This window comes from Pseudomonas sp. HP_08 (assembly GCF_055284095.1).
The window spans coordinates 187,041-205,286 of record NZ_JBTOQC010000053.1 but is presented as its reverse complement, the minus strand read 5'-3'; the positions used below and the strand labels follow the sequence as shown (position 1 = coordinate 205,286).

The 18,246-nt window shown below is 62.3% G+C and carries 16 protein-coding genes; 7 read left to right on the top strand and 9 right to left on the bottom strand.

Annotated elements, in window-relative coordinates; genetic code table 11:
- Positions 1–1,344 (bottom strand): CDP-diacylglycerol--serine O-phosphatidyltransferase, encoded by a 1,344-nt coding sequence (pssA, locus tag ACYAS9_RS29975; RefSeq protein WP_463572122.1) that lies wholly within the window; start codon positions 1,342–1,344, stop codon positions 1–3.
- An 81-nt stretch (positions 1,345–1,425) separates the two neighbouring features.
- Positions 1,426–2,571, bottom strand: coding sequence for a glycerophosphodiester phosphodiesterase (locus ACYAS9_RS29970; RefSeq protein WP_463572121.1), 1,146 nt, complete (start codon positions 2,569–2,571; stop codon positions 1,426–1,428).
- Positions 2,572–2,737: 166 nt separating this feature from the next.
- Here ACYAS9_RS29970 and ACYAS9_RS29965 point away from each other — a divergent pair, with 166 nt between their 5' ends.
- The 6 genes from ACYAS9_RS29965 (at position 2,738) to ACYAS9_RS29940 (ending at position 10,938) form a co-directional block, all read left to right on the top strand.
- Positions 2,738–4,009, top strand: coding sequence for a diguanylate cyclase domain-containing protein (locus tag ACYAS9_RS29965; protein ID WP_463572120.1), 1,272 nt, complete (start codon positions 2,738–2,740; stop codon positions 4,007–4,009).
- Between the two features lie 52 nt (positions 4,010–4,061).
- Complete coding sequence (locus ACYAS9_RS29960) at positions 4,062–5,000, top strand: 2-hydroxyacid dehydrogenase (RefSeq protein ID WP_463572119.1); 939 nt, start codon at positions 4,062–4,064, stop codon at positions 4,998–5,000.
- Positions 5,001–5,120: 120 nt separating this feature from the next.
- Positions 5,121–6,743, top strand: a complete 1,623-nt coding sequence (locus ACYAS9_RS29955) for a methyl-accepting chemotaxis protein (protein ID WP_463572118.1) — start codon at positions 5,121–5,123, stop codon at positions 6,741–6,743.
- A 259-nt stretch (positions 6,744–7,002) separates the two neighbouring features.
- Positions 7,003–7,407 (top strand): TraR/DksA family transcriptional regulator, encoded by a 405-nt coding sequence (locus ACYAS9_RS29950; RefSeq protein WP_463572117.1) that lies wholly within the window; start codon positions 7,003–7,005, stop codon positions 7,405–7,407.
- Between the two features lie 175 nt (positions 7,408–7,582).
- Positions 7,583–9,193, top strand: a complete 1,611-nt coding sequence (locus ACYAS9_RS29945; RefSeq protein WP_463572116.1) for a methyl-accepting chemotaxis protein — start codon at positions 7,583–7,585, stop codon at positions 9,191–9,193.
- A gap of 275 nt (positions 9,194–9,468) precedes the next feature.
- Positions 9,469–10,938 carry a T6SS phospholipase effector Tle1-like catalytic domain-containing protein gene (locus tag ACYAS9_RS29940; RefSeq protein ID WP_463572115.1) on the top strand — a complete coding sequence of 490 codons (1,470 nt, stop codon included), beginning with the start codon at positions 9,469–9,471 and terminating at the stop codon, positions 10,936–10,938.
- Positions 10,939–10,995: 57 nt separating this feature from the next.
- Here the strand turns inward: ACYAS9_RS29940 and ACYAS9_RS29935 are convergent, their stop codons facing one another.
- The gene (locus ACYAS9_RS29935; RefSeq protein ID WP_463572114.1) at positions 10,996–11,235 is read right to left on the bottom strand and encodes a DUF2789 domain-containing protein; all 240 of its coding nucleotides are present in this window, start codon (positions 11,233–11,235) and stop codon (positions 10,996–10,998) included.
- A gap of 272 nt (positions 11,236–11,507) precedes the next feature.
- Between ACYAS9_RS29935 and ACYAS9_RS29930 the strand changes: the two genes are divergently transcribed.
- The gene (locus ACYAS9_RS29930) at positions 11,508–11,975 is read left to right on the top strand and encodes a hypothetical protein (protein ID WP_463572113.1); all 468 of its coding nucleotides are present in this window, start codon (positions 11,508–11,510) and stop codon (positions 11,973–11,975) included.
- A gap of 21 nt (positions 11,976–11,996) precedes the next feature.
- On the opposite strand, the gene ACYAS9_RS29925 is transcribed toward ACYAS9_RS29930, so the two are convergent.
- From ACYAS9_RS29925 to ACYAS9_RS29900, 6 genes are read right to left on the bottom strand one after another with little or no spacing between them, the layout of a single operon-like run.
- On the bottom strand, positions 11,997–12,374 hold the full coding sequence (locus tag ACYAS9_RS29925; protein WP_463572112.1) for a Na+/H+ antiporter subunit G: 378 nt from the start codon (positions 12,372–12,374) through the stop codon (positions 11,997–11,999).
- Complete coding sequence (locus ACYAS9_RS29920; RefSeq protein ID WP_463572111.1) at positions 12,371–12,649, bottom strand: K+/H+ antiporter subunit F; 279 nt, start codon at positions 12,647–12,649, stop codon at positions 12,371–12,373. Before ACYAS9_RS29920 ends, ACYAS9_RS29925 begins: the two co-directional genes overlap by 4 nt.
- Positions 12,646–13,134: a Na+/H+ antiporter subunit E gene (locus ACYAS9_RS29915; RefSeq protein ID WP_463572110.1), complete on the bottom strand. Its 489-nt coding sequence runs from the start codon at positions 13,132–13,134 to the stop codon at positions 12,646–12,648. Before ACYAS9_RS29915 ends, ACYAS9_RS29920 begins: the two co-directional genes overlap by 4 nt.
- Positions 13,131–14,813 (bottom strand): monovalent cation/H+ antiporter subunit D, encoded by a 1,683-nt coding sequence (locus ACYAS9_RS29910; protein ID WP_463572109.1) that lies wholly within the window; start codon positions 14,811–14,813, stop codon positions 13,131–13,133. Before ACYAS9_RS29910 ends, ACYAS9_RS29915 begins: the two co-directional genes overlap by 4 nt.
- On the bottom strand, positions 14,810–15,154 hold the full coding sequence (locus ACYAS9_RS29905; protein WP_459745120.1) for a Na+/H+ antiporter subunit C: 345 nt from the start codon (positions 15,152–15,154) through the stop codon (positions 14,810–14,812). Before ACYAS9_RS29905 ends, ACYAS9_RS29910 begins: the two co-directional genes overlap by 4 nt.
- Positions 15,155–18,139, bottom strand: coding sequence for a monovalent cation/H+ antiporter subunit A (locus ACYAS9_RS29900; RefSeq protein WP_463572108.1), 2,985 nt, complete (start codon positions 18,137–18,139; stop codon positions 15,155–15,157).
- Positions 18,140–18,246: the final 107 nt, after the last annotated feature.

Here is an 18,246-nt window from a genome sequence, read left to right as displayed (position 1 = left end):
TCAGAGAATCCGGTACAGCAATCGCTCGATACGTACCCGGCTGACCCGACGCAGGAATTTGTGCACACCTTCGGGGTAGTCGGCCAGCGTTTGCAGCTCTTCATAGTTGCCGACGCGGCGGGTGTGCTGCATCAACTGAGCGATTTCTGCTGCGCGGGTCTCGCGCCATTTGCCTTGCGGGTCGTCGATCAGCAGGGCGTTTTCCAGGTCGAGGTTGAACGCGCGCGGGTTGAGGTTATTGCCGGTCAGCAGCGTGTAACGCTCATCGACCCAGATACCCTTGAGGTGGAAGGTATTGTCGCCGTCCTTCCACAGGTGCACGTTCAGGCGCTGACGCGTGATCGCTGCCTGGTGCTTGCGGGCAAAGCGCCGCAGGCTGATCTCGTAGAGATAGGGCAGGGCCGAAATAACCTTGAACGGCTCTTGCGGCGGGATGAAAAAGTCGTTGGCGGTCTTGTCGCCAATAATGATGTCGACCTTGACCCCACGCTTGAGCGCGCGGTTGATCTCCCGCGTGACGGCCACCGGCAGGTTGAAATACGGCGTGCAGATCGTCAGCTGGCGTTCGCTGCTGGCGATCAGTTCGCAAATCGCCCGATTGAGGGTGTTGCGCGGCCCGACGCCCAGCAGCGGCGTGATGCGCAGCTCGCCGTTGTCGGTGACGCCTGTCGAGGTGTCATAGGCCGCCCGCTTGAGCTGGCCGCGAAAGGTGCGGATCTCGCCGCGCAGGCTGCGCGAGGTCGGCGGTTGTGGCAGGTCGAGGCGATGCACCGCAGGCGAATCGATGATTTCGCGCTGCACCAGATCGACAAAGCTGTCGGCCAGCGCTGCGCTGTGAATCAGGTGATAGCGGTCGAGCCGGTACTTGTCCTGTTTGTGCAGATAGACATTGTTGATGCTCGCGCCGGTGTACAGCACGTTGTCGTCGATCACGCTGCCTTTGAGGTGCAACACGCCAAACAGCTCGCGGGTCTGCACCGGCACGCCATAGATCGGCACTTCCTGCTCGTATTCCAGATGCTGCGCTTGATACCAGGCACTGTTGCCGGGCTGGCGGCCGGCGCCGATCAGCCCGCGCTGGGCGCGAAACCAGTCGACCAGCACGCGGATGTCCAGGTGCGGGCGCGCCTGTTTGGCGGCGTACAGGGCATCGAGCACTTCCTGTCCGGCTTCGTCCTGTTGCAGGTACAGGGCGATGATATAGATGCGCCGGGTGGCCGAGGCGATCTGCTCCAGCAGGCGTTGACGGTAGTTGGCGGCGTCAGGAATCAAGGTGATTGCCTGGTCTTGCAAGACAAAACCGCGAAGCGTGTCCAGGGTCGAGCGTCTGAAGGGGGACTGCATAAGCCTCTCATGGGGTTTGCGCAACAGCCTGCGAGCTTACACCAGATTGGGCACGGCAACAGGCTGCCGTGCCCGTGTCGATCAATAGCCGTGGCGCTTGAGAAGTGCGTCACTGTCTTCACGGGCCGGGCGCTTGTAGTAGCGCAGCAGCTCGGCCGGGCGATTGGTGAAAAAGCCGTCGACACCGGCATCAGAGACCGCTTTGAAGTCCACTGCGTCGTCCACGGTATAAGGGTGGATGATCAAGCCTTTTTCATGGGTCAGGCGGTTCATCCACGGTTTGACCAGGTCCATGTAGCTTTGCCCGCCGCCCTGGGCAAGCCTGGCCGAAGGGCCGGTGCCGATGGCGCCGTTAGCCTTGGCCCAGTCGATCCAGGCCTGGAAATCGGCCTCGGACCTGACCTCTTGTGCGCCGTAATAACTGGCGCGGTCCTTGAAGCCTGAGTCTTTGAAGTCGACATCGGATTTCGCTGGGATCGAGCCCTTGCCAATCCACAGCAGCAACACTTTGGGCACCTGCGGCATTTCCTTGTGCAGCAATTGCAGGCTGTTTTTCTCGAACGTCTGCAGCACCACGCGCCCCGGCAAATGCGCCACATTGACCTGGCCTGCCGCCGCTGCTGGCCGCTCGCTGAGCCAGCCGCGTTTTTCCAGCGCCTTCTTCAGGTCGGCCTCGATGCCCGGAAACTGGCCGGGGGCCTTGGTTTCGATGTACAGCCCGGGCTTGTTCGCGCCGCCTTCGGCAATGTCGATCACCTCATCCAGGGTCAGGATCTTCAGCCCCGCGTAAGCGTTGCGGGCACGCTCCGGGTACGCCTTGTTGAACCAGCTGCCGGCATCGAGTTGTTTCAGCTCGGCCAGGGTAAAGCGGTTGACCGGCTCATCGGCGCGGGCGGCAAACACCTCGGCGACGTTGGTGGTACGTCGCAGGTTGTCGTCGTGCAGGGCGATCAGCACGCCATCCTGCGTGCGTTGCAGGTCCAGCTCCAGATAGTCCGCGCCCAGGTCGCGCGCCAGGGTATAGGCCGGCACGGTTTCTTCGGGGGCATCGAACGATGCGCCGCGATGGGCGATGACCGCAGGCCACGGGATGCCGGCTTTTTCACTCAAGGCTTTGCCGGCCGGCTCACTGGCACTGACCGAACTGGCGGCCAGCATCAGGCCGGCCATGAGCGGTGCCAGCAGGTGCCTGGCCAATGGAAAGCTGCGCGCTACAAATCCGTGCATAGTCGAGGTTCCTTGCGAGGTAAAAGACGCCATCCGGCAGGCAGTGATGGCCTGAGGCCTTTAATGCATGCAATAGTAGACCCATGATCCGGCGCTAATGTGCCCGGTCAGTCTGTGTGGCAAATGAGTCCAGCGTGTGAACGTTTCACTTTCCCAGGTGTGTCCGATGGAAAACAACGCTTGCAGGGCTCTGGAAGGTTTCGTCGATATGCTCATGGACGCGATCTGCGTGGTCGACACAGAAGGGCGTTTTGTCTATGTCAGCGCCGCGTGCGAGCGCATTTTCGGTTACGCCGCACAAGAATTGATCGGTACTCAAATGTTGCATCTGGTCCACCCCGATGATCGCCAGCGCACGCTGGCGGCCGCGCGGGAAATCATGGACGGCCAGCCCAAGTTGCACTTCGAGAACCGCTACCTGCACAAGAACGGTCAGGTGGTGCACATCATGTGGTCCGCGCGCTGGTCGGAGGTCGATCACTTGCGCATCGCCGTGGCCCGTGACGTCACCGAACTCAAGCGCGCCGATCACCTGCGCCTGGGGCTGTTGCAGATTTCCGAGGCGGCCAATGGCGGTGACGACCTGCCGGGTCTGTTCGTGCGCATCCATCAAGTGCTGGGCGATTTGCTGCCGGCACGCAACCTGTCGATTTCCCTGTACGGGCAAAGCCACGAGTCGTTGACGTTCGCCTACCACGTCGATGATCAGGACGACCCGGCCAGCGCCCGCACGCTGGCCCTGGAGATCGCGCACAGCGGCCAGCCATCGGCGTTGACCGACGATAAGACGCCCGCCTGGCTGGGCGTTCCATTGCAGACTGCCGGCGGCATCATCGGCGCATTGATGATCAAGGGCACGCCAGAGAGCCCGGCCTACAGCGTGCAGGACCAAGCGCTGCTGCAGTTCGTCTCCGGTCAGGTCGCGGCGGCGATCGAGCGCAATCAGTTGCATGAGCGGCTGCAGTTGATGGCCCGCTACGACCAGCTCACCGGGCTTGCCAACCGCATGCTGCTGCAGGAGCGCCTGCAAGGCGCGGTCGAACATGCCCAGCGCCATGACGACCGGCTGGCGGTGTTGTACCTGGACCTGGATAAATTCAAGCAGGTCAATGACACCCTCGGCCATGCGGCTGGCGATGCGCTGCTGCAAGAGGTCGCCCGGCGTCTGAAAGCCTGCGTGCGCAGCAGCGACACCGTGGCGCGCATCGGCGGCGACGAGTTCGTGGTGCTGCTGGAGCGGGTGCAGGCCGATACCGATGCCGTGCGCGTGGCGCAGACCATTCACAATGCCTTGCGTGTGCCGATGCAACTGGAAGGGCGCCGCTGGAGTATTTCTTCGAGCATCGGCATTGCCCGCTACCCGCAAGATGCGACCGATCTTGCGCAGTTGTTCCGCCATGCCGATCAGGCGATGTATCGCGCCAAACGCCAGGGCTGATCGGCATCAGTGTTATTGTCGGCGTTTTTTCAGGGCATAAGGACAACTCCCCATGACAACGACGGTGCTGGTGCTGGTCGAAAACCTCAACGAATACCTGCCGATTCTGGAGGACAGCGGGTTTCGTTTACTGCGCGCACCGACCGCCGCCCTGCGCGCCGAAGCCATTGCCCGGCATGCCGATGAAATCGAGGCGGTGGTCACTCGCGGGCCGCTTGGGTTTTTTGCCGAAGAAATGGACGCCTTGCCAAAGCTGCGGATCATCTGCGTCAGCGGTGCCGGCTATGAAAAGGTCGATGTGCCGGCAGCCGAAGCGCGGGGCATTCAGGTCACCAATGGCGCCGGGGTCAATGCGCCGACCGTGGCCGATCATGCCCTGGCGCTGTTGCTGGCCGTGGTGCGTGATATCCCGCAGGCCGATGCCTCGGTGCGTCGCAGCGAGTGGCGCAAGGCAATGTGTCCGTCGCTGGCCGGCAAGCGCCTGGGCATCGTCGGCCTGGGTGCGGTAGGCCTGGCGATTGCCCGCCGCGCCGCCGCCTTCGATATTCGGGTCGCTTACCACAATCGTCGCCCGCGTCAGGACACCGAATACGACTGGTACGCCTCGGTGCTGGAACTGGCCGAGGCTGCTGACTTCCTGCTGTTGGCCACGCCGGGCGGCGCCGCTACCCACCATCTGGTCGACGCGCCAGTGCTCAAGGCTCTGGGCCCGCAGGGTTATGTGGTGAATATCGCCCGTGCCAGCGTGGTCGACACCGCAGCGCTGCTCGAGGCCTTGCAAACGCGCAGCATTGCCGGCGCGGCGCTGGATGTCTTCGACGACGAGCCGAATGTGCCCGATGCCTTCAAGTGCCTCGACAACGTGGTGCTGACCCCGCATGTCGCCGGGCTTTCACCTGAGGCCTCGCATGACTCGGTGCGCCTGGTGGCCGACAACCTGCTGGCGTTTTTCGCAGGCTTGCCGGTATTGACGCCGGTGTCGTCCCGTTAAATTGCAGTACTGGGCGGTGTTCGCACAAAACCGCCCTTATACAGTCATCGTCTGTTAAAGCCCGGCCAGTCGCTCCCGATAATAAAGGCATCTTCCCTCTGTGCTTCACAAGGATCTGCCATGCGCCTCAATCAAATGAGCATCGCTACCCGGGCGTGCCTGAGTTTCGGTCTTATCGCTGCCCTGGTCGTGTTTCTCGGCCTGTTCGGCATGCACAACGCCTCAAGCATCCGCAGTGCGCTGGTGCATACCGAAGAGGTCACCCTGGCCGGCAGCCGCTCTCTGGCGCAGATCCGCGACAACCAGCTGGGTATTCGAGTGATTACCCTGCGCATGATGCTCAATCGCGAGCCTGCGGTGCTGACCCCGACGCTGGCACGCCTTGAGGTGTTGATCGGGCAACTGGACACCTCGATGCAGAATTACCAGAAGGTCGTGACCGGGCAGGGCAAGCCCGCCTTCGACGAGATGCTGACCACGCTGGGCAACTACCGGCGCCTGCTCGACGAGTACCGCAACCTGTCGAGCCAGAACCGCCTGGACGAGATGCGCAGCTTGCTCAACGGCGGCATTCAGGATGCCTCGAACAAGACCGGCGAGCTGTTTTCCGAGCTGCTGCGGATCAATATCGAAGAAAGCGCAGCGTCCAACACTCAAGCCACCGAGCGTTATGAAAGTACCCGGCTGTGGTCGATGCTGGTGCTCGGTCTGGCGCTGGTGCTGACCTGCGTGCTGGCCTGGGGCTTGATCCGCAGCATCGTCAGGCCGCTGCGCGAGGCCATCGATCTGGCCCGCGCGGTGGCCGACGGCGATCTCACTCATCGCTTGCAGGCGCAAGGCAAGGACGAGCCGGCGCAACTGATCGAGGCGCTGGCGCGCATGCAGCACAACCTGCGCGAAGCCTTGGGGCTGATCAACCAGACCGCCGTGCAACTGGGCCAGTCGAGCAACGATGTCGGGCAGATTACCCAGCGCAGCCTGAGCGAGACCGCGCAGCAGCACGATGAGATCGAACAGGCCGCCACGGCGGTCAACGAAATGACCGCCGCCGTGGAAGAGGTGGCCAGCAATGCGGTGTCGACCTCGCAGGTTTCCGATGATTCGCAGCGCATTGCCGAGCGCGGCAATCGGCAGGTGCAGCACACCTTGTCGACGATTCGTACGCTGGGCCAGGGCATGCAGCAAGCGTCTGCCAACATTGGCGAACTGGCGCTGGAGTCGCAGAAGATCGGCAAGGTGCTGGATGTGATCCGTGCGATTGCCGAGCAGACCAACCTGCTGGCGCTCAACGCTGCCATCGAAGCGGCGCGAGCCGGAGATGCCGGGCGCGGCTTTGCGGTGGTTGCCGATGAGGTGCGCGCACTGGCCGGGCGTACCCAGACCTCGACCCTGGAAATCGAGCAGATGGTTTCCACCATCCAGAACGGCACGCAACAGGCCGTGCAGGCCATGCAGGGCGGTACGCGCCAGGTTGACGACACGTTGCAAAGCGCGCAAGCCACCGGGCAGGCGCTGGAAGAAATCAACCTGGCCATCGTCGCCATTCACGAGCGCAACCTGGTCATTGCCAGCGCCGCTGAAGAGCAGGCCCAGGTGGCGCGTGAAATCGACCGCAATCTGGTCAATATTCGCGATCTGTCGGTCAGGACCTCCGAGGCCTCGACTGAAACCGGCCGCTCGGTCAATGCCTTGCGTGGCACGGTGGGCGCCTTGCAGGACATGCTGGGACGTTTTCATTTGTAAGCGGGAACCGCGCTTCAACAATCGGGTCTGACGCCTGCGCCTGGTTAACCCACGGCAAAAGACCCTTTTTTTTCTGGGCTTTTCCCACAATTGTTCGATATTCAGGCGCCCGGTGGGTTGCCGTGTCTTCAAGGCGGCCTTAGACTGCCGCCCCTCGTGAATGGAGTGCGCGGCAGCGCCTGACAGTCAGGGCGCTTGAAACGCCCGCGGCAAGCACTCTCCTTACCGGCTAAATGCACGTTTTTTATTAGAGAAATCAATGACAAAGGAACAGTTGCTGGCCATGCCGGCCGATGACTACATGAACGCCGAGCAGCAAGCTTTCTTCGTCAAGCTGTTGCAGTCCATGAAAGTCGAAATCCACGAGCGCATCGAGAAGAGCCGTATCGCTATCGAGAGCCTGGACACCCCGGCGGACCCTGCCGATGCAGCTTCGGTCGAAGAAGAGCGTCACTGGCTGGTGAACTCCATCGACCGCGACCAGCGCATGCTGCCCCAGCTGGAAATGGCCCTGACACGCATTACCGATGACAGCTTTGGCTGGTGCGACGACAGCGGCGAGCCCATTGGCCTGAAGCGCCTGCTGATCAGCCCGACCACCCGCTACTGCATCGAAGCGCAAGAGCGCCACGAGCAGATCGACCGGCACCAGCGCCAGGTCTGATTCTCAAGGCGGTGTGCGTTACCCGACCGGGAGGCAAGTAATTGCCTCCCGGTTTTGTTGTGCCCGGAATTTGCCTGCGGGCAATACCTTCATACGGCCAATGGCTGATAGCAAATAGCTGCCAGCTGGCGTTAAATGCCCCTGATAACAAAAAAATCAGCAGGGGTTAGGGATCATGACCGACAGCGTATCGTCTGCAGGGAAGCTGGCAATGTCCGGCGCGCAGGCCTCAGGTTTACCGTCTTTGTATTGGATAGCGCTCGGCCAAAGCCTGGGCATTGGCCTGTTGCTGGCCGCCGTGTCCTTGGCGGGGCTGGCGATCTGGCTGGCGGTGCCACTGGCGCTGGCGCTGATCTGGTGGCCGCGTCTGGCGACGCGCAAGCCTGTGCTGGCGCACGTCGAGCCTGGCAGTGGCGACATGTCGCGTTTGACCCGCGACTTGTCGTTCACCACCAGCCATAACGCCCTGTCAGCCGCCAGCGTCGCGTATTCAGTGCGTCAATTATCGGCCAGGGTCGAGTCACAACTTCAGGCTGCCGAGCAAGTGGTCGGCAATGCCGAAGTGATGATCGCCACCGAGCAGCAGACCGCCCAGTTGAGCCAGCAGGCGCTGGCCGCCGCCAGTCAGGCGCGGCACAGCAGCGAGGCCGGGCGCAGCGTGCTGATCGAGTCGATCGAGCGCATGCACCGCCTGAGCAAGAACGCGGTCGACAGCCGTCAGGTCATCGAAGCCTTGAGCCAGCGCAGCGAAGAGATTCAGCGCGTGGCCCAGGTCATTCAGTCGATTGCCAGCCAGACCAACCTGCTGGCGCTCAATGCCGCCATCGAAGCGGCGCGGGCCGGTGAGCACGGGCGTGGCTTTGCGGTGGTTGCCGATGAGGTGCGCGGTCTGGCCAGGCGCACCGCCACCGCTACCGATGAAGTGGGGCAGATGGTGGCCGATATCCAGCAGCGCACCGGCCAGGTGGTCGAGCAGATCCGTTCGCTCACCGACGACCTCAACAGCGGCGTGCAACAGGTTGAAGACACCGGCACTCATCTTGAACAGATCGCCCGGCTGGCTGCCGGCGTCGAAAGCCAGGTCGGCGAGATCGCCCAGGGCGCACAGATCAATCAGCAACAACTGGCCAGCCTGTTTGTGGCGGTGGAGCAGATGCGCAGTGACCTGGCGGTCAGCGACCAGCAGACCCGGCACCTGGCCCAGGCCGCCGTGCAGATGGAAGGCCAGGCCGAAACCATCAGCCAGCGCCTGGCCGAAGTGGGGCTGGACGATTACCACCAGCGCATCTACGACCTGGCCCGCGAAGGCGCGCGGCAGATCGGTGCGCGCTTCGAGGCCGATATCGAGCAGGGCCGGGTCAGCCTCGACGATTTGTTCGACCGTCATTACCAGCCGATTGCCGCGACCGTGCCGCCGCGCTTCCATACCCGTTTTGATCGCTACACCGATCAGGTTCTGCCCGAGATTCAGGAGCCGCTGCTCAAGCGCCATGAAGGCCTGGTGTTTGCCATTGCCTGCACCCAGCAGGGCTATGTGCCGACGCATAACAACGCTTTCAGCCAGCCGTTGACCGGCGACCCTGTGCTGGACACCGCTCACAACCGCAGCAAGCGCAAGTTCGACGACCGCACCGGCATCCGTTGTGGCAGCCATCAGCAGCCCGTACTGCTACAGACCTACACCCGCGATACGGGCGAATTGATGCACGACCTGTCGGTCCCGGTGATGGTCAAGGGCCGGCATTGGGGCGGTCTGCGCCTGGGTTATCGACCTGAGCAGGCATAAGGCGCTGATGGCCATAAGCAGTTGGGACTACAAGACCATGTATATAAGGTTTATCCAGCGTTACTTGAAGTCTCTATAAGACCTTGATTAACCAGTGTTATACGCGCTTATAAAATTCAAGGAGGAGATTTATATAATAGTCCCCGTCGTGTGGGAAATGTCTGAAATATCCATCGCCTATTGACTGTGGTCTCCAGCTGAGCAAGCTGCTTTTAAGCGCCCCTGACGCGCTTGAAAAAAGTCTGGAGTCCACAGCATCTAAGGATGGATATGCGATGAATAAGAAAGTAAGTACCCGCGGCGGCTCAGAGGCCCCGCACACCTTGCAAAAACGGGTCACCGTACGGGTCGGCCTGTTTTTCGACGGCACTGGCAATAACCGCATCAATACCCGGATCGGCAACGAATGCCGGGCGCTGATGGCCAGTGGCGAGATTGATCACAGCCGCGAATGCGCCGGGCGACATGTCCGTACCGACAGCAGTTACAGCAATGATTTAAGTAATATCGCCTGGTTGTTCGAGCTCTATGAGCAACAGAAAACCGCTTGCGCCTCCAACGGTGGATGGCGTGTGAGCTGGCCAGTGTATGTCAGTGGCGTGGGCACTCATTCCGGTGGCCGCGATTCCCTGTGGCCGGGGCTTAGTTTCGGGCGCGGCAATACCGGCGTGCTGGCCAGGGTCGAGCAGGCGCTTGTAAAGCTCGGTGCCGGGCTGGAAGCATTTGCCGTGGATAACCCCCATTGCGTCATCGAGGCGCTGGAGCTGGATGTGTTCGGTTTCAGTCGCGGTGCGGCTTCTGCCCGGCACCTGGTCAATGAAGTGCTCAAGCAGGCCAAGGGCGATCTGCAACCGCTGCTGGCCAGCCGCACTCTGGCCTTGAGCCCGGATTTTTCCTGGCGGCACGGCAGTGTCAGGGTCAAGGTCGTCGGTCTGTTCGATACGGTGGCGGCCATTGGCAGCCTGCGCGACCTGGGCAACCTGCGCGATGCCAACAATCGTCGGCTCAACCTGTACCTGCCGCCCGGTTGTGCCCAGCAGGTACTGCACCTGGTGGCGCGCGACGAATCCCGGCGCAACTTTGCCCTCAACAGCGTTGCGCCGGGTTGGCCGCGCGAGATTGTGCTGCCAGGGGCGCATTCGGACATTGGTGGCGGTTACCCTGAGAACATGCTCGAAGAGGTGCTGATCACCCGGCCGGGCACCAGTGTGATCGGGCGTGAAGTGGCATTGGAGGACAGCCCGGCCTGGCAACAGGCCGCGGATGAACTGCAGGCCATGGCCCGCGATGAGTGGATAGACCCGCTGGACCCTGAGGCCTGGCTGGGCGTGCAGTGTTCGCAGATTTCGCGCACCGGTTATGCGGGGGCGTTTGGCAGCCGGCTGGTGATGGCGGCGGTTTGCCTGCGCCGACCGGTGTCGGGTCAGCTGTCGCAGGTCTATCTGCGCATCATGCATGCGCTGGCGTGTGATGAGGGCGTGCCGTTATTGCCGATCGAGGCCATGGCTGAACCTGAGCTGGCAGACATTACCCGGCGGCTGCTGGCGCAGGCCCGAGGTGATGCGGCTGCCTTGACGCCGGAGCAGGAGCGCCTGTTGCGCTGGCACTATATCCATCATTCGGCGCACTGGAACCCGATCATCGGTACGCTCGGCAACCTGGGCAAGGGCTTGTTCGTGCATGCGCCGCAGCCTGGCGGCCGGGCGGTGCATCCCAATGTGGCGCAAGCGGGTTATCCGCATTGATCCGTGGGTTCAGGGCAATAGGGCCGGCATCGCCATGCGGTGCCGGCCATGGCGTCATTACGCGGGGTGCTCGTGCAGGCGTTCGTTCAGTTCGTCGACGACTGGCGCCCATTCGGCGTCAAAACGCAGTTCTTCCTGAAGAAATTTCGCCTGCGGCGGCGTCCAGAACTCCGCGTCGATCAGTTTGATTTCGTTAGGCAATTGATGGTTGGCAATAAACTCATCAATGCTCGCCTCATCCGACTCAAGGCCCAGTTGGTCAAACAGGTCTTTCAGGTTATGGGTTCCCGGTTCCATGTGATCTCCTCAGGTGATGCAGTGGCTGTCCAGTATCGGAGCGCAGGCGCGTGCCGGAGTTCGATTGATGTGCCGGTCGGTCGCCAGGTAGCCAATTGCTATGAACTGCATACAGGCGCAGGATGTCATTGCTTCACGGAGTCGGTAGAATCGCCGCCGGCCTCGCGCCTTAATCAGGAGTTTCAGCCGTCGCGCATCAGGAGTGATAACAATATCGTTGACCGCTGGATTTGATCCAGCCGGTCCATTTTCATTTGGTGAGGGTTTGTACTTTGGCTGTAAGTAACCTGGATACGCACGCTTTATTCGTGCTCGGTGATCTTCGTGCAAAGTTGGTAAAGCAATTTCAATCGCGCTTCGTCTACATCGCTGAACAATCGCCCGATGGCGTCTATATGGCGGAGATCGATACCGAAAGCAATCTGGTCGTCGACGACAAGCCGCGTCTTGAACTCAAGGTCGGTGATCATTTTCGCGCAGCCGTGCTGCCCAGCCGCGAAGGCGGCAAGTTCGAGCTGCGTTTTCGCGACATCAAAGTGACTATTTACGGCCTGGGCGAATACGCCTTTGTCGAGGTGCCCGAAGGGCATGGCATCGTGTTCAAGCAAGGACATGGCGTGCTGCTGGTATTTGCCGCCCATGAGCAGGTGCAGACCGGCCTGTCCAAGGTGCTCAAGGCTGCCGTCGGCAAGGCCGCCAAGTGGCGCAAGGGCGAGTTGACCTTCCGCGCCAGCGAATAATTCGTAACCAGCCAGTCGCGCTCAACTGTCGACCGGTCTGTGCTCGGGCCGGTCGCCGCTGACCTCGGGCGGCACGTCATCACCCGCCATGCGCTTGCGGAACAGGCTGGTGCGTGCCAGCAACAGCGTGGTGACCGGCACGGTGATCGCCAGCAGGATAGGGATCAGCCAGGCGTGCACCACCGGGCTTTGCTTGAGCGCCGAGAAATACAGGATCGAAGCCAGTGCCACGCACCATGCGCCCAGCGTCGAGGCCAGCGCCGTGGGGTGCATGCGCTGAAAGAAGTCTTTCAGGCGCAGCAGGCCCAGGGCGCCGGTCAGGGTGAACAGGCTGCTGATCAGCAGCAACGCTGCGGTGATGATCTCGACCCACAGGGGCAACTCTTGCAGGTTAGTCATTCGATCACCTCTCCGCGCAGCAGGAATTTGGCCAGCGCAAACGAGCCGACAAAGCCGAACAGGGCAATCAGCAGCGCGGCTTCGAAATAGGTATCGCTGGCATAACGGATGCCCAGCACCAGCATCATCAGCATGGCAATGATGTACAGGTAGTCCAGCGCCAGAACCCGGTCCTGGGCCGAAGGGCCCTTGAACAGGCGCGCCAGGGTCAGCACCATCGCCAGGGCGAAGATCGACAGGCTGATCAGAATGGCGATATTGAGCAGGGCACTCATTCGAAAATCTCCATCAAGGGACGCTCATAGGTGCGCTTGAAGTGCTCGATGAATTGCGCTTCGTCGTCCAGGTCGAACACATGCATCAGCAAAATGCTGCGGTCCAGAGCCAGTTCCGACCACACCGTGCCGGGCACCACGGTGCAGACCATGGCCAGTGCCGCCAGGCCCTGGGCATCGCGCATTTCCAGTGGCACGCTGACAAAGGCCGAACGTGGCGGCCGGCTCTTCAGCGTCCACACCGAGCGGGCGACTTGCAGGTTGGACCCCAGCACATCGACGCCCACCCGCAGGATGAAGCGCACAATCGTGCCCGGCTTGCTGATGCGCACCGGCATGGGCCGCAATGAAGCGAACATCAACGGCGCCAGAAAGCCCAGCAGCGCACCGAGCAGAATGTGCCCGGCGCTGAGCGACAGGTTCAGCACCAGCCACAAGACCCACAGGGCCAGAGAAAACCACGGAGCGGGGAAAAAGCGTTTCATGGTTTCACCCCTTGCACCGTCTCGACCAGCGGCCCCGGCACCGGCCGCGTGGCCATCACCGATTGCACGTACTGCAGCGGTTCGTGCAGCGCCGCCGCCGTGTCCTGGGTGTAACGCAGCAAGGCTTCGGCCTTGAAGGTCAGCGCAATGCACAAGCCCAGCAGCACCACGATGGGCAGGTATTCGCTGTGGCGCAGCATCGGTGGCGAAACCTCGTAAGGCGTCCAGAAGCGCTGCACGCCGAGCCTGACGAAAGACATCAGCGAGGCCAGGCCCGAGAAAATCAGCAGGGCGATCAGCATCCAGGCCTGAATCGACAGCGGCTCATCCTGTGCCACGTCCAGGCCCAGCGGGTTGAGCAGGGCGCTGAGCAGGGTCAGCTTGCCGATAAAGCCCGACAGCGGCGGCATGCCGATGACCAGCAGGGCGCAGGCGACAAAGCACAAGCCCAGAAACGCCATGGTCATCGGGATGACCTGGCCGACCACGATGTTCTCTTCTTCGTCGAGGTTGCTGCCACGCGGCGGGTGCAGCGATTCCAGGTTGTGCGGCAGCTGATCAGCCTCTTCGTCGTCGCCGAACTGGTTGGCTGAGCGCGAACGTTCGATCAGTTCGCCCAGCAAAAACAACGCGCTGAGCGCCAGGGTCGAGCTGACCATATAAAACAGTGCGCCACTGGTCAGGCTCGGCTGGGCAAAGCCGATGGCCGACAGCAGGATGCCTGCCGAGACCAGAATGCTCAGGCTGGCCATGCGTTCCAGGCGCTGCGCGGCGATCACCGCCACCGCCGCCGTGACGATGGTCGCCATGCCGCCAAAGATCAGCCAGTCACCGCCAAAGTACGCCGAGTCGTCGGCGTGGCTGGAAAACAGAAGGGTCCACAGGCGCAGCAAGGTGTAGATGCCGACCTTGGTCATGATTGCGAACATCGCCGCCACCGGCGCGCTGGCGGCCGAATACGCCGGCACCAGCCAGAAATTCAGCGGCCACATGCCGGCTTTGGCCAGAAACGCCGTGGCCAGAATCGCAGCACCCGCATGCAGCAGGCCACGATCGGCCTCAGGCACTTGCGGAATCTTGATCGCCAGATCGGCCATGTTCAGCGTGCCGGTGACGCCGTAGATCAACGCCGCCCCGATCAGGAACAGGGAAGAGGCGAGCAGGTTGATTGCAATGTAATGCAAGCCTGCCGACACCCGCGCACGTCCCGAGCCATGCAGCAGCAAGCCGTAGGAGGCGGCCAGCAGCACCTCGAAAAACACGAACAGGTTGAACAGGTCGGCGGTCAGAAACGCGCCATACAGGCCCATCAACTGCATCTGGAACAAGGCATGGAAGCTGGCGCCGGCCTTGTCCCAGCGGGCCAGGGCAAACAGCAGCGCGCACACGGCGATGATGCCGGTCAGCACCAGCATCAGGGCCGACAGGTGGTCGACCACCAGCACGATGCCGAACGGTGCTTCCCAGTTGCCCGGCATGTACACGCCGATCGAGCCCATGCTGCCGGTGGCTTGCACCTCCATCAGCAATCGGATCGACACGCCCAGGCCGATCAGGGTCGACAGCAGGTTGATGCGCGCCTTGAGCGGCCGGTGCTTTTCGCCCAGCCACAGCATCAGGCCAGCGGTCAGCAGCGGCAGCAGGATCGGGATGACAATCAGTTGGTTCAACACACTCATGCCTTGGGCTCCCGACCGTCTACGTGGTCAGTGCCGGTCAGGCCGCGCGAGGCCAGCAGCACTACCAGAAACAGGGCGGTCATGGCGAAGCTGATGACGATGGCGGTCAGCACCAGCGCCTGGGGCAGCGGGTCGGTGTAATTGAGCAGGTCCTGCGGCACGCCGTCCTTGATGATCGGCTCCTTGCCGATGAACAGGCTGCCCATGCTGAAAATGAACAGGTTGACCCCGTACGACAGCAGGCACAGGCCCATGATCACCTGAAAGGTCCGTGGGCGCAGGATCAGCCAGACCCCTGAGGCGGCCAGCACGCCAATGGCAACGGCAATGACTTCTTCCATTTACAGGGCTCCCTTCGTCGATGGGGCGGGTGTCGGTAATGCGGGTGCTGGTGAAGCGGTTGCGGACGGGCCGGGCTGCGGGTTGGCAATCGGCTTGGGCAACAGCGTCGGGCGATGGCTGCGCACCGACTGGTGCGCCAGTGCGGTGAGAATCAACAGTGTCGAGCCGACCACCACGGCGTAGACGCCGATGTCGAAGAACAGCGCGCTGGCGACATGAATCTCGCCCAGGATCGGCAGGTCCAGATGCGCGGTATGGGTGGTCATGAACGGATAACCCAAGGCCATCGCGCCCAGGCCGGTGAGTACCGAACACAACAGGCCGGTGCCGATCCAGCGCTGGGGTCGCAGGCTCATGTGCGCCTCGACCCACTGGGTACCGGCGACCATGTATTGCAGGATGAACGCCACCGACATCACCAGCCCCGCGACAAACCCGCCGCCCGGCTGGTTATGGCCGCGCATGAACAGGTACATCGAGACCATGAACGCCACCGGCAGCAGCAGGCGCACCAGCGCCGCCGGCACCATCATGAAGCCCAGCGCGGTGTCGCTGGCGCTGCGCGGGTTGACCAGGTCGGTGACCACATCGCGGGCCAGCAGGCGCTGCTGGGCCGGCAGCGCGATGCTCTCTTTGGGCGGGCGGAAGCGGCGCAGCAGGGCGAACACGGTCAGCGCCACCACGCCCAGCACGGTGATCTCGCCAAAGGTATCGAAACCACGGAAGTCCACCAGCATGACGTTGACCACGTTGGTGCCGCCGCCTTCGGGCAAGGCGCGGCTCAGGTAGAACGACGAAATCATGTTGGGGGTCTGGCGGGTCAACATCGCATAGGACAGCGTGGCCATGCCGGCACCGACCAGAACCGACAGGGTCAGGTCGCGCACCCGGCGACCACGAGCCCGCAAGCGCGTGCTGATGGCCGGCGGCACGTCTTCGCTACGACGTGGCAGCCAGCGCAGGCCGAGCAGAATCAACACCGTGGTGACCACCTCGACCACCAGCTGGGTCAGGGCCAGGTCCGGCGCGGAGAACCAGACAAAGGTGATGCAGGTCATCAGCCCGCAGACGCTGACCATGATCAGTGCCGCCAGACGGTGATATTTACCTTGCCAGGCCGCACCGAGGGCGCAGGCAATCGCAATCAGCCACAAGGTGACAAAGACCCCGGAGCCCGGAATCTTCGGCCGGTCGCCCCAGCTTAGGCCACTGAAATACAGCGGCATGAAGCCCAGCGCCAATGCTGCAAGTACCAGGGCAAACAGCTGCGGCTGCAGGCGGCGCGTACTGACCTGACGCTCGAAGCGCCGCGCCCAGTGCATCAGCACCACCAGAATGCGCTCGAACGAGCGCTTGCCGTTCAGGCGGCCAATCACGGGCGGACCGTTGAAGCGCTCGTTGCGCAACGGCTTGCGCAGCAGCAGGTACAACAGAATGCCGCCGCCCATGGCCACCAGGCTCATGATCATCGGTAGATTCAGGCCGTGCCAGATCGCCAGGCTGTACTCGGGCAACTCGCCACCGACCACAGGTTGCGCGGCAGCGGCCAGCAACGGCGCGACCGATTGGGCCGGGAAAATCCCCACCACCAGGCACGTGAGCACCAGAAACTCGACCGGCATGCGCATCCAGCGCGGCGGCTCGTGCGGGGTGATCGGCAGGTCCTTGGCCATCGGGCCGTAGAACACATCGACGGTAAAGCGCAGCGAATAGGCGACGCTGAATGCCCCGGCAATCGTCGCGATCACCGGCAAGGCGATCTCGACCCACAGGCTGGAGCTGATGAATACGGTTTCGGCGAAGAACATCTCTTTGGAGAGGAAGCCGTTCATCAACGGCACCCCGGCCATCGAGGCGCTGGCGACCATGGCCAGCGTCGCGGTGTACGGAATCATCCTGAACAGGCCGCTGAGCCTGCGGATATCGCGGGTGCCGCTCTCGTGGTCGATGATGCCGGCGGCCATGAACAACGAGGCCTTGAACGTTGCGTGGTTAAGAATGTGGAACACCGCCGCCACCGCGGCCAGCGGGCTGTTCAGGCCCAGCAGCAAAGTGATCAGGCCCAGGTGGCTGATGGTCGAGTAGGCCAGCAGGCCCTTGAGGTCATTCTGGAAGATCGCCGCATAGGCGCCCAGTATCAGCGTGCAAGCCCCGGCGCCGCTGACGATCCAGAACCATTGCTCGGTGCCCGACAGCGCCGGCCATAGCCGCGCCAGCAAAAACACCCCGGCCTTGACCATGGTTGCCGAGTGCAGATAAGCCGACACCGGCGTGGGCGCCGCCATCGCGTGGGGCAGCCAGAAATGGAACGGAAACTGCGCGCTCTTGCTCAGCGCGCCGATCAGAATCAGGGTCAGCAGCACCGGGTACAGCGCATGCGCGCGGATCGCATCGCCGGCTTCCAGCACCCGGTCCAGGTCATAACTGCCGACCACATGGCCGAGGATCAGCATGCCCGCCAGCAGCGCCAGGCCGCCGGCACCGGTGACCAGCAAGGCCATATAGGCACCGCGCCGTGCATCGTTACGGTGATGCCAGTAGCCGATCAGCAGGAACGAGAAGACGCTGGTCAGCTCCCAGAAAAATACGATCTGAATGATGTTGCCGGAAATGACCAGGCCGAGCATGGCGCCCATGAATGCCAGGAAAAATGCGAAAAAGCGCGGCACCGGATCGTCCGGCGACATGTAGTAGCGCGCATACAGCGACACCAGCGCGCCGATGCCCAGCACCAGCATGGAGAACAGCCAGGCAAAGCCGTCCATGCGCAACACAAAGTTCAGGCCCAGGCTGGGCAGCCAGAAGTACTCCTCGCGAATGACCCCGCCATCGACAATTTGCGGGTACCACAACGCAACCTGTATGGCGCCGGTCAGAGCAATCAGGCCTGCCAGAATGGACTCGGCGTTACGGGCGTTGTGCGGCAAAAAAGCCGCTATACAGCTGCCGATGAAAGGCAGAAGCAGGAGAACTATCAAGGACATAGGCTTCTAATCTGCGGAGAAATATTAAGCATCATACGTGCCAGAGCGTGCATGTCCAAACGCGCTTTTGTCGAATTTTCCTACAAAACGTGTCTGAAAAACCGATA

Coding starts and splice junctions, on each gene's coding strand:
- pssA (WP_463572122.1), bottom strand. CDS start 1,344: ATGCAGTCCCCCTTCAGACGCTCGACCCTGGACACGCTTCGCGGTTTT.
- ACYAS9_RS29970 (WP_463572121.1), bottom strand. CDS start 2,571: ATGCACGGATTTGTAGCGCGCAGCTTTCCATTGGCCAGGCACCTGCTG.
- ACYAS9_RS29965 (WP_463572120.1), top strand. CDS start 2,738: ATGGAAAACAACGCTTGCAGGGCTCTGGAAGGTTTCGTCGATATGCTC.
- ACYAS9_RS29960 (WP_463572119.1), top strand. CDS start 4,062: ATGACAACGACGGTGCTGGTGCTGGTCGAAAACCTCAACGAATACCTG.
- ACYAS9_RS29955 (WP_463572118.1), top strand. CDS start 5,121: ATGCGCCTCAATCAAATGAGCATCGCTACCCGGGCGTGCCTGAGTTTC.
- ACYAS9_RS29950 (WP_463572117.1), top strand. CDS start 7,003: ATGACAAAGGAACAGTTGCTGGCCATGCCGGCCGATGACTACATGAAC.
- ACYAS9_RS29945 (WP_463572116.1), top strand. CDS start 7,583: ATGACCGACAGCGTATCGTCTGCAGGGAAGCTGGCAATGTCCGGCGCG.
- ACYAS9_RS29940 (WP_463572115.1), top strand. CDS start 9,469: ATGAATAAGAAAGTAAGTACCCGCGGCGGCTCAGAGGCCCCGCACACC.
- ACYAS9_RS29935 (WP_463572114.1), bottom strand. CDS start 11,235: ATGGAACCGGGAACCCATAACCTGAAAGACCTGTTTGACCAACTGGGC.
- ACYAS9_RS29925 (WP_463572112.1), bottom strand. CDS start 12,374: ATGACTAACCTGCAAGAGTTGCCCCTGTGGGTCGAGATCATCACCGCA.
- ACYAS9_RS29920 (WP_463572111.1), bottom strand. CDS start 12,649: ATGAGTGCCCTGCTCAATATCGCCATTCTGATCAGCCTGTCGATCTTC.
- ACYAS9_RS29915 (WP_463572110.1), bottom strand. CDS start 13,134: ATGAAACGCTTTTTCCCCGCTCCGTGGTTTTCTCTGGCCCTGTGGGTC.
- ACYAS9_RS29910 (WP_463572109.1), bottom strand. CDS start 14,813: ATGAGTGTGTTGAACCAACTGATTGTCATCCCGATCCTGCTGCCGCTG.
- ACYAS9_RS29905 (WP_459745120.1), bottom strand. CDS start 15,154: ATGGAAGAAGTCATTGCCGTTGCCATTGGCGTGCTGGCCGCCTCAGGG.
- ACYAS9_RS29900 (WP_463572108.1), bottom strand. CDS start 18,139: ATGTCCTTGATAGTTCTCCTGCTTCTGCCTTTCATCGGCAGCTGTATA.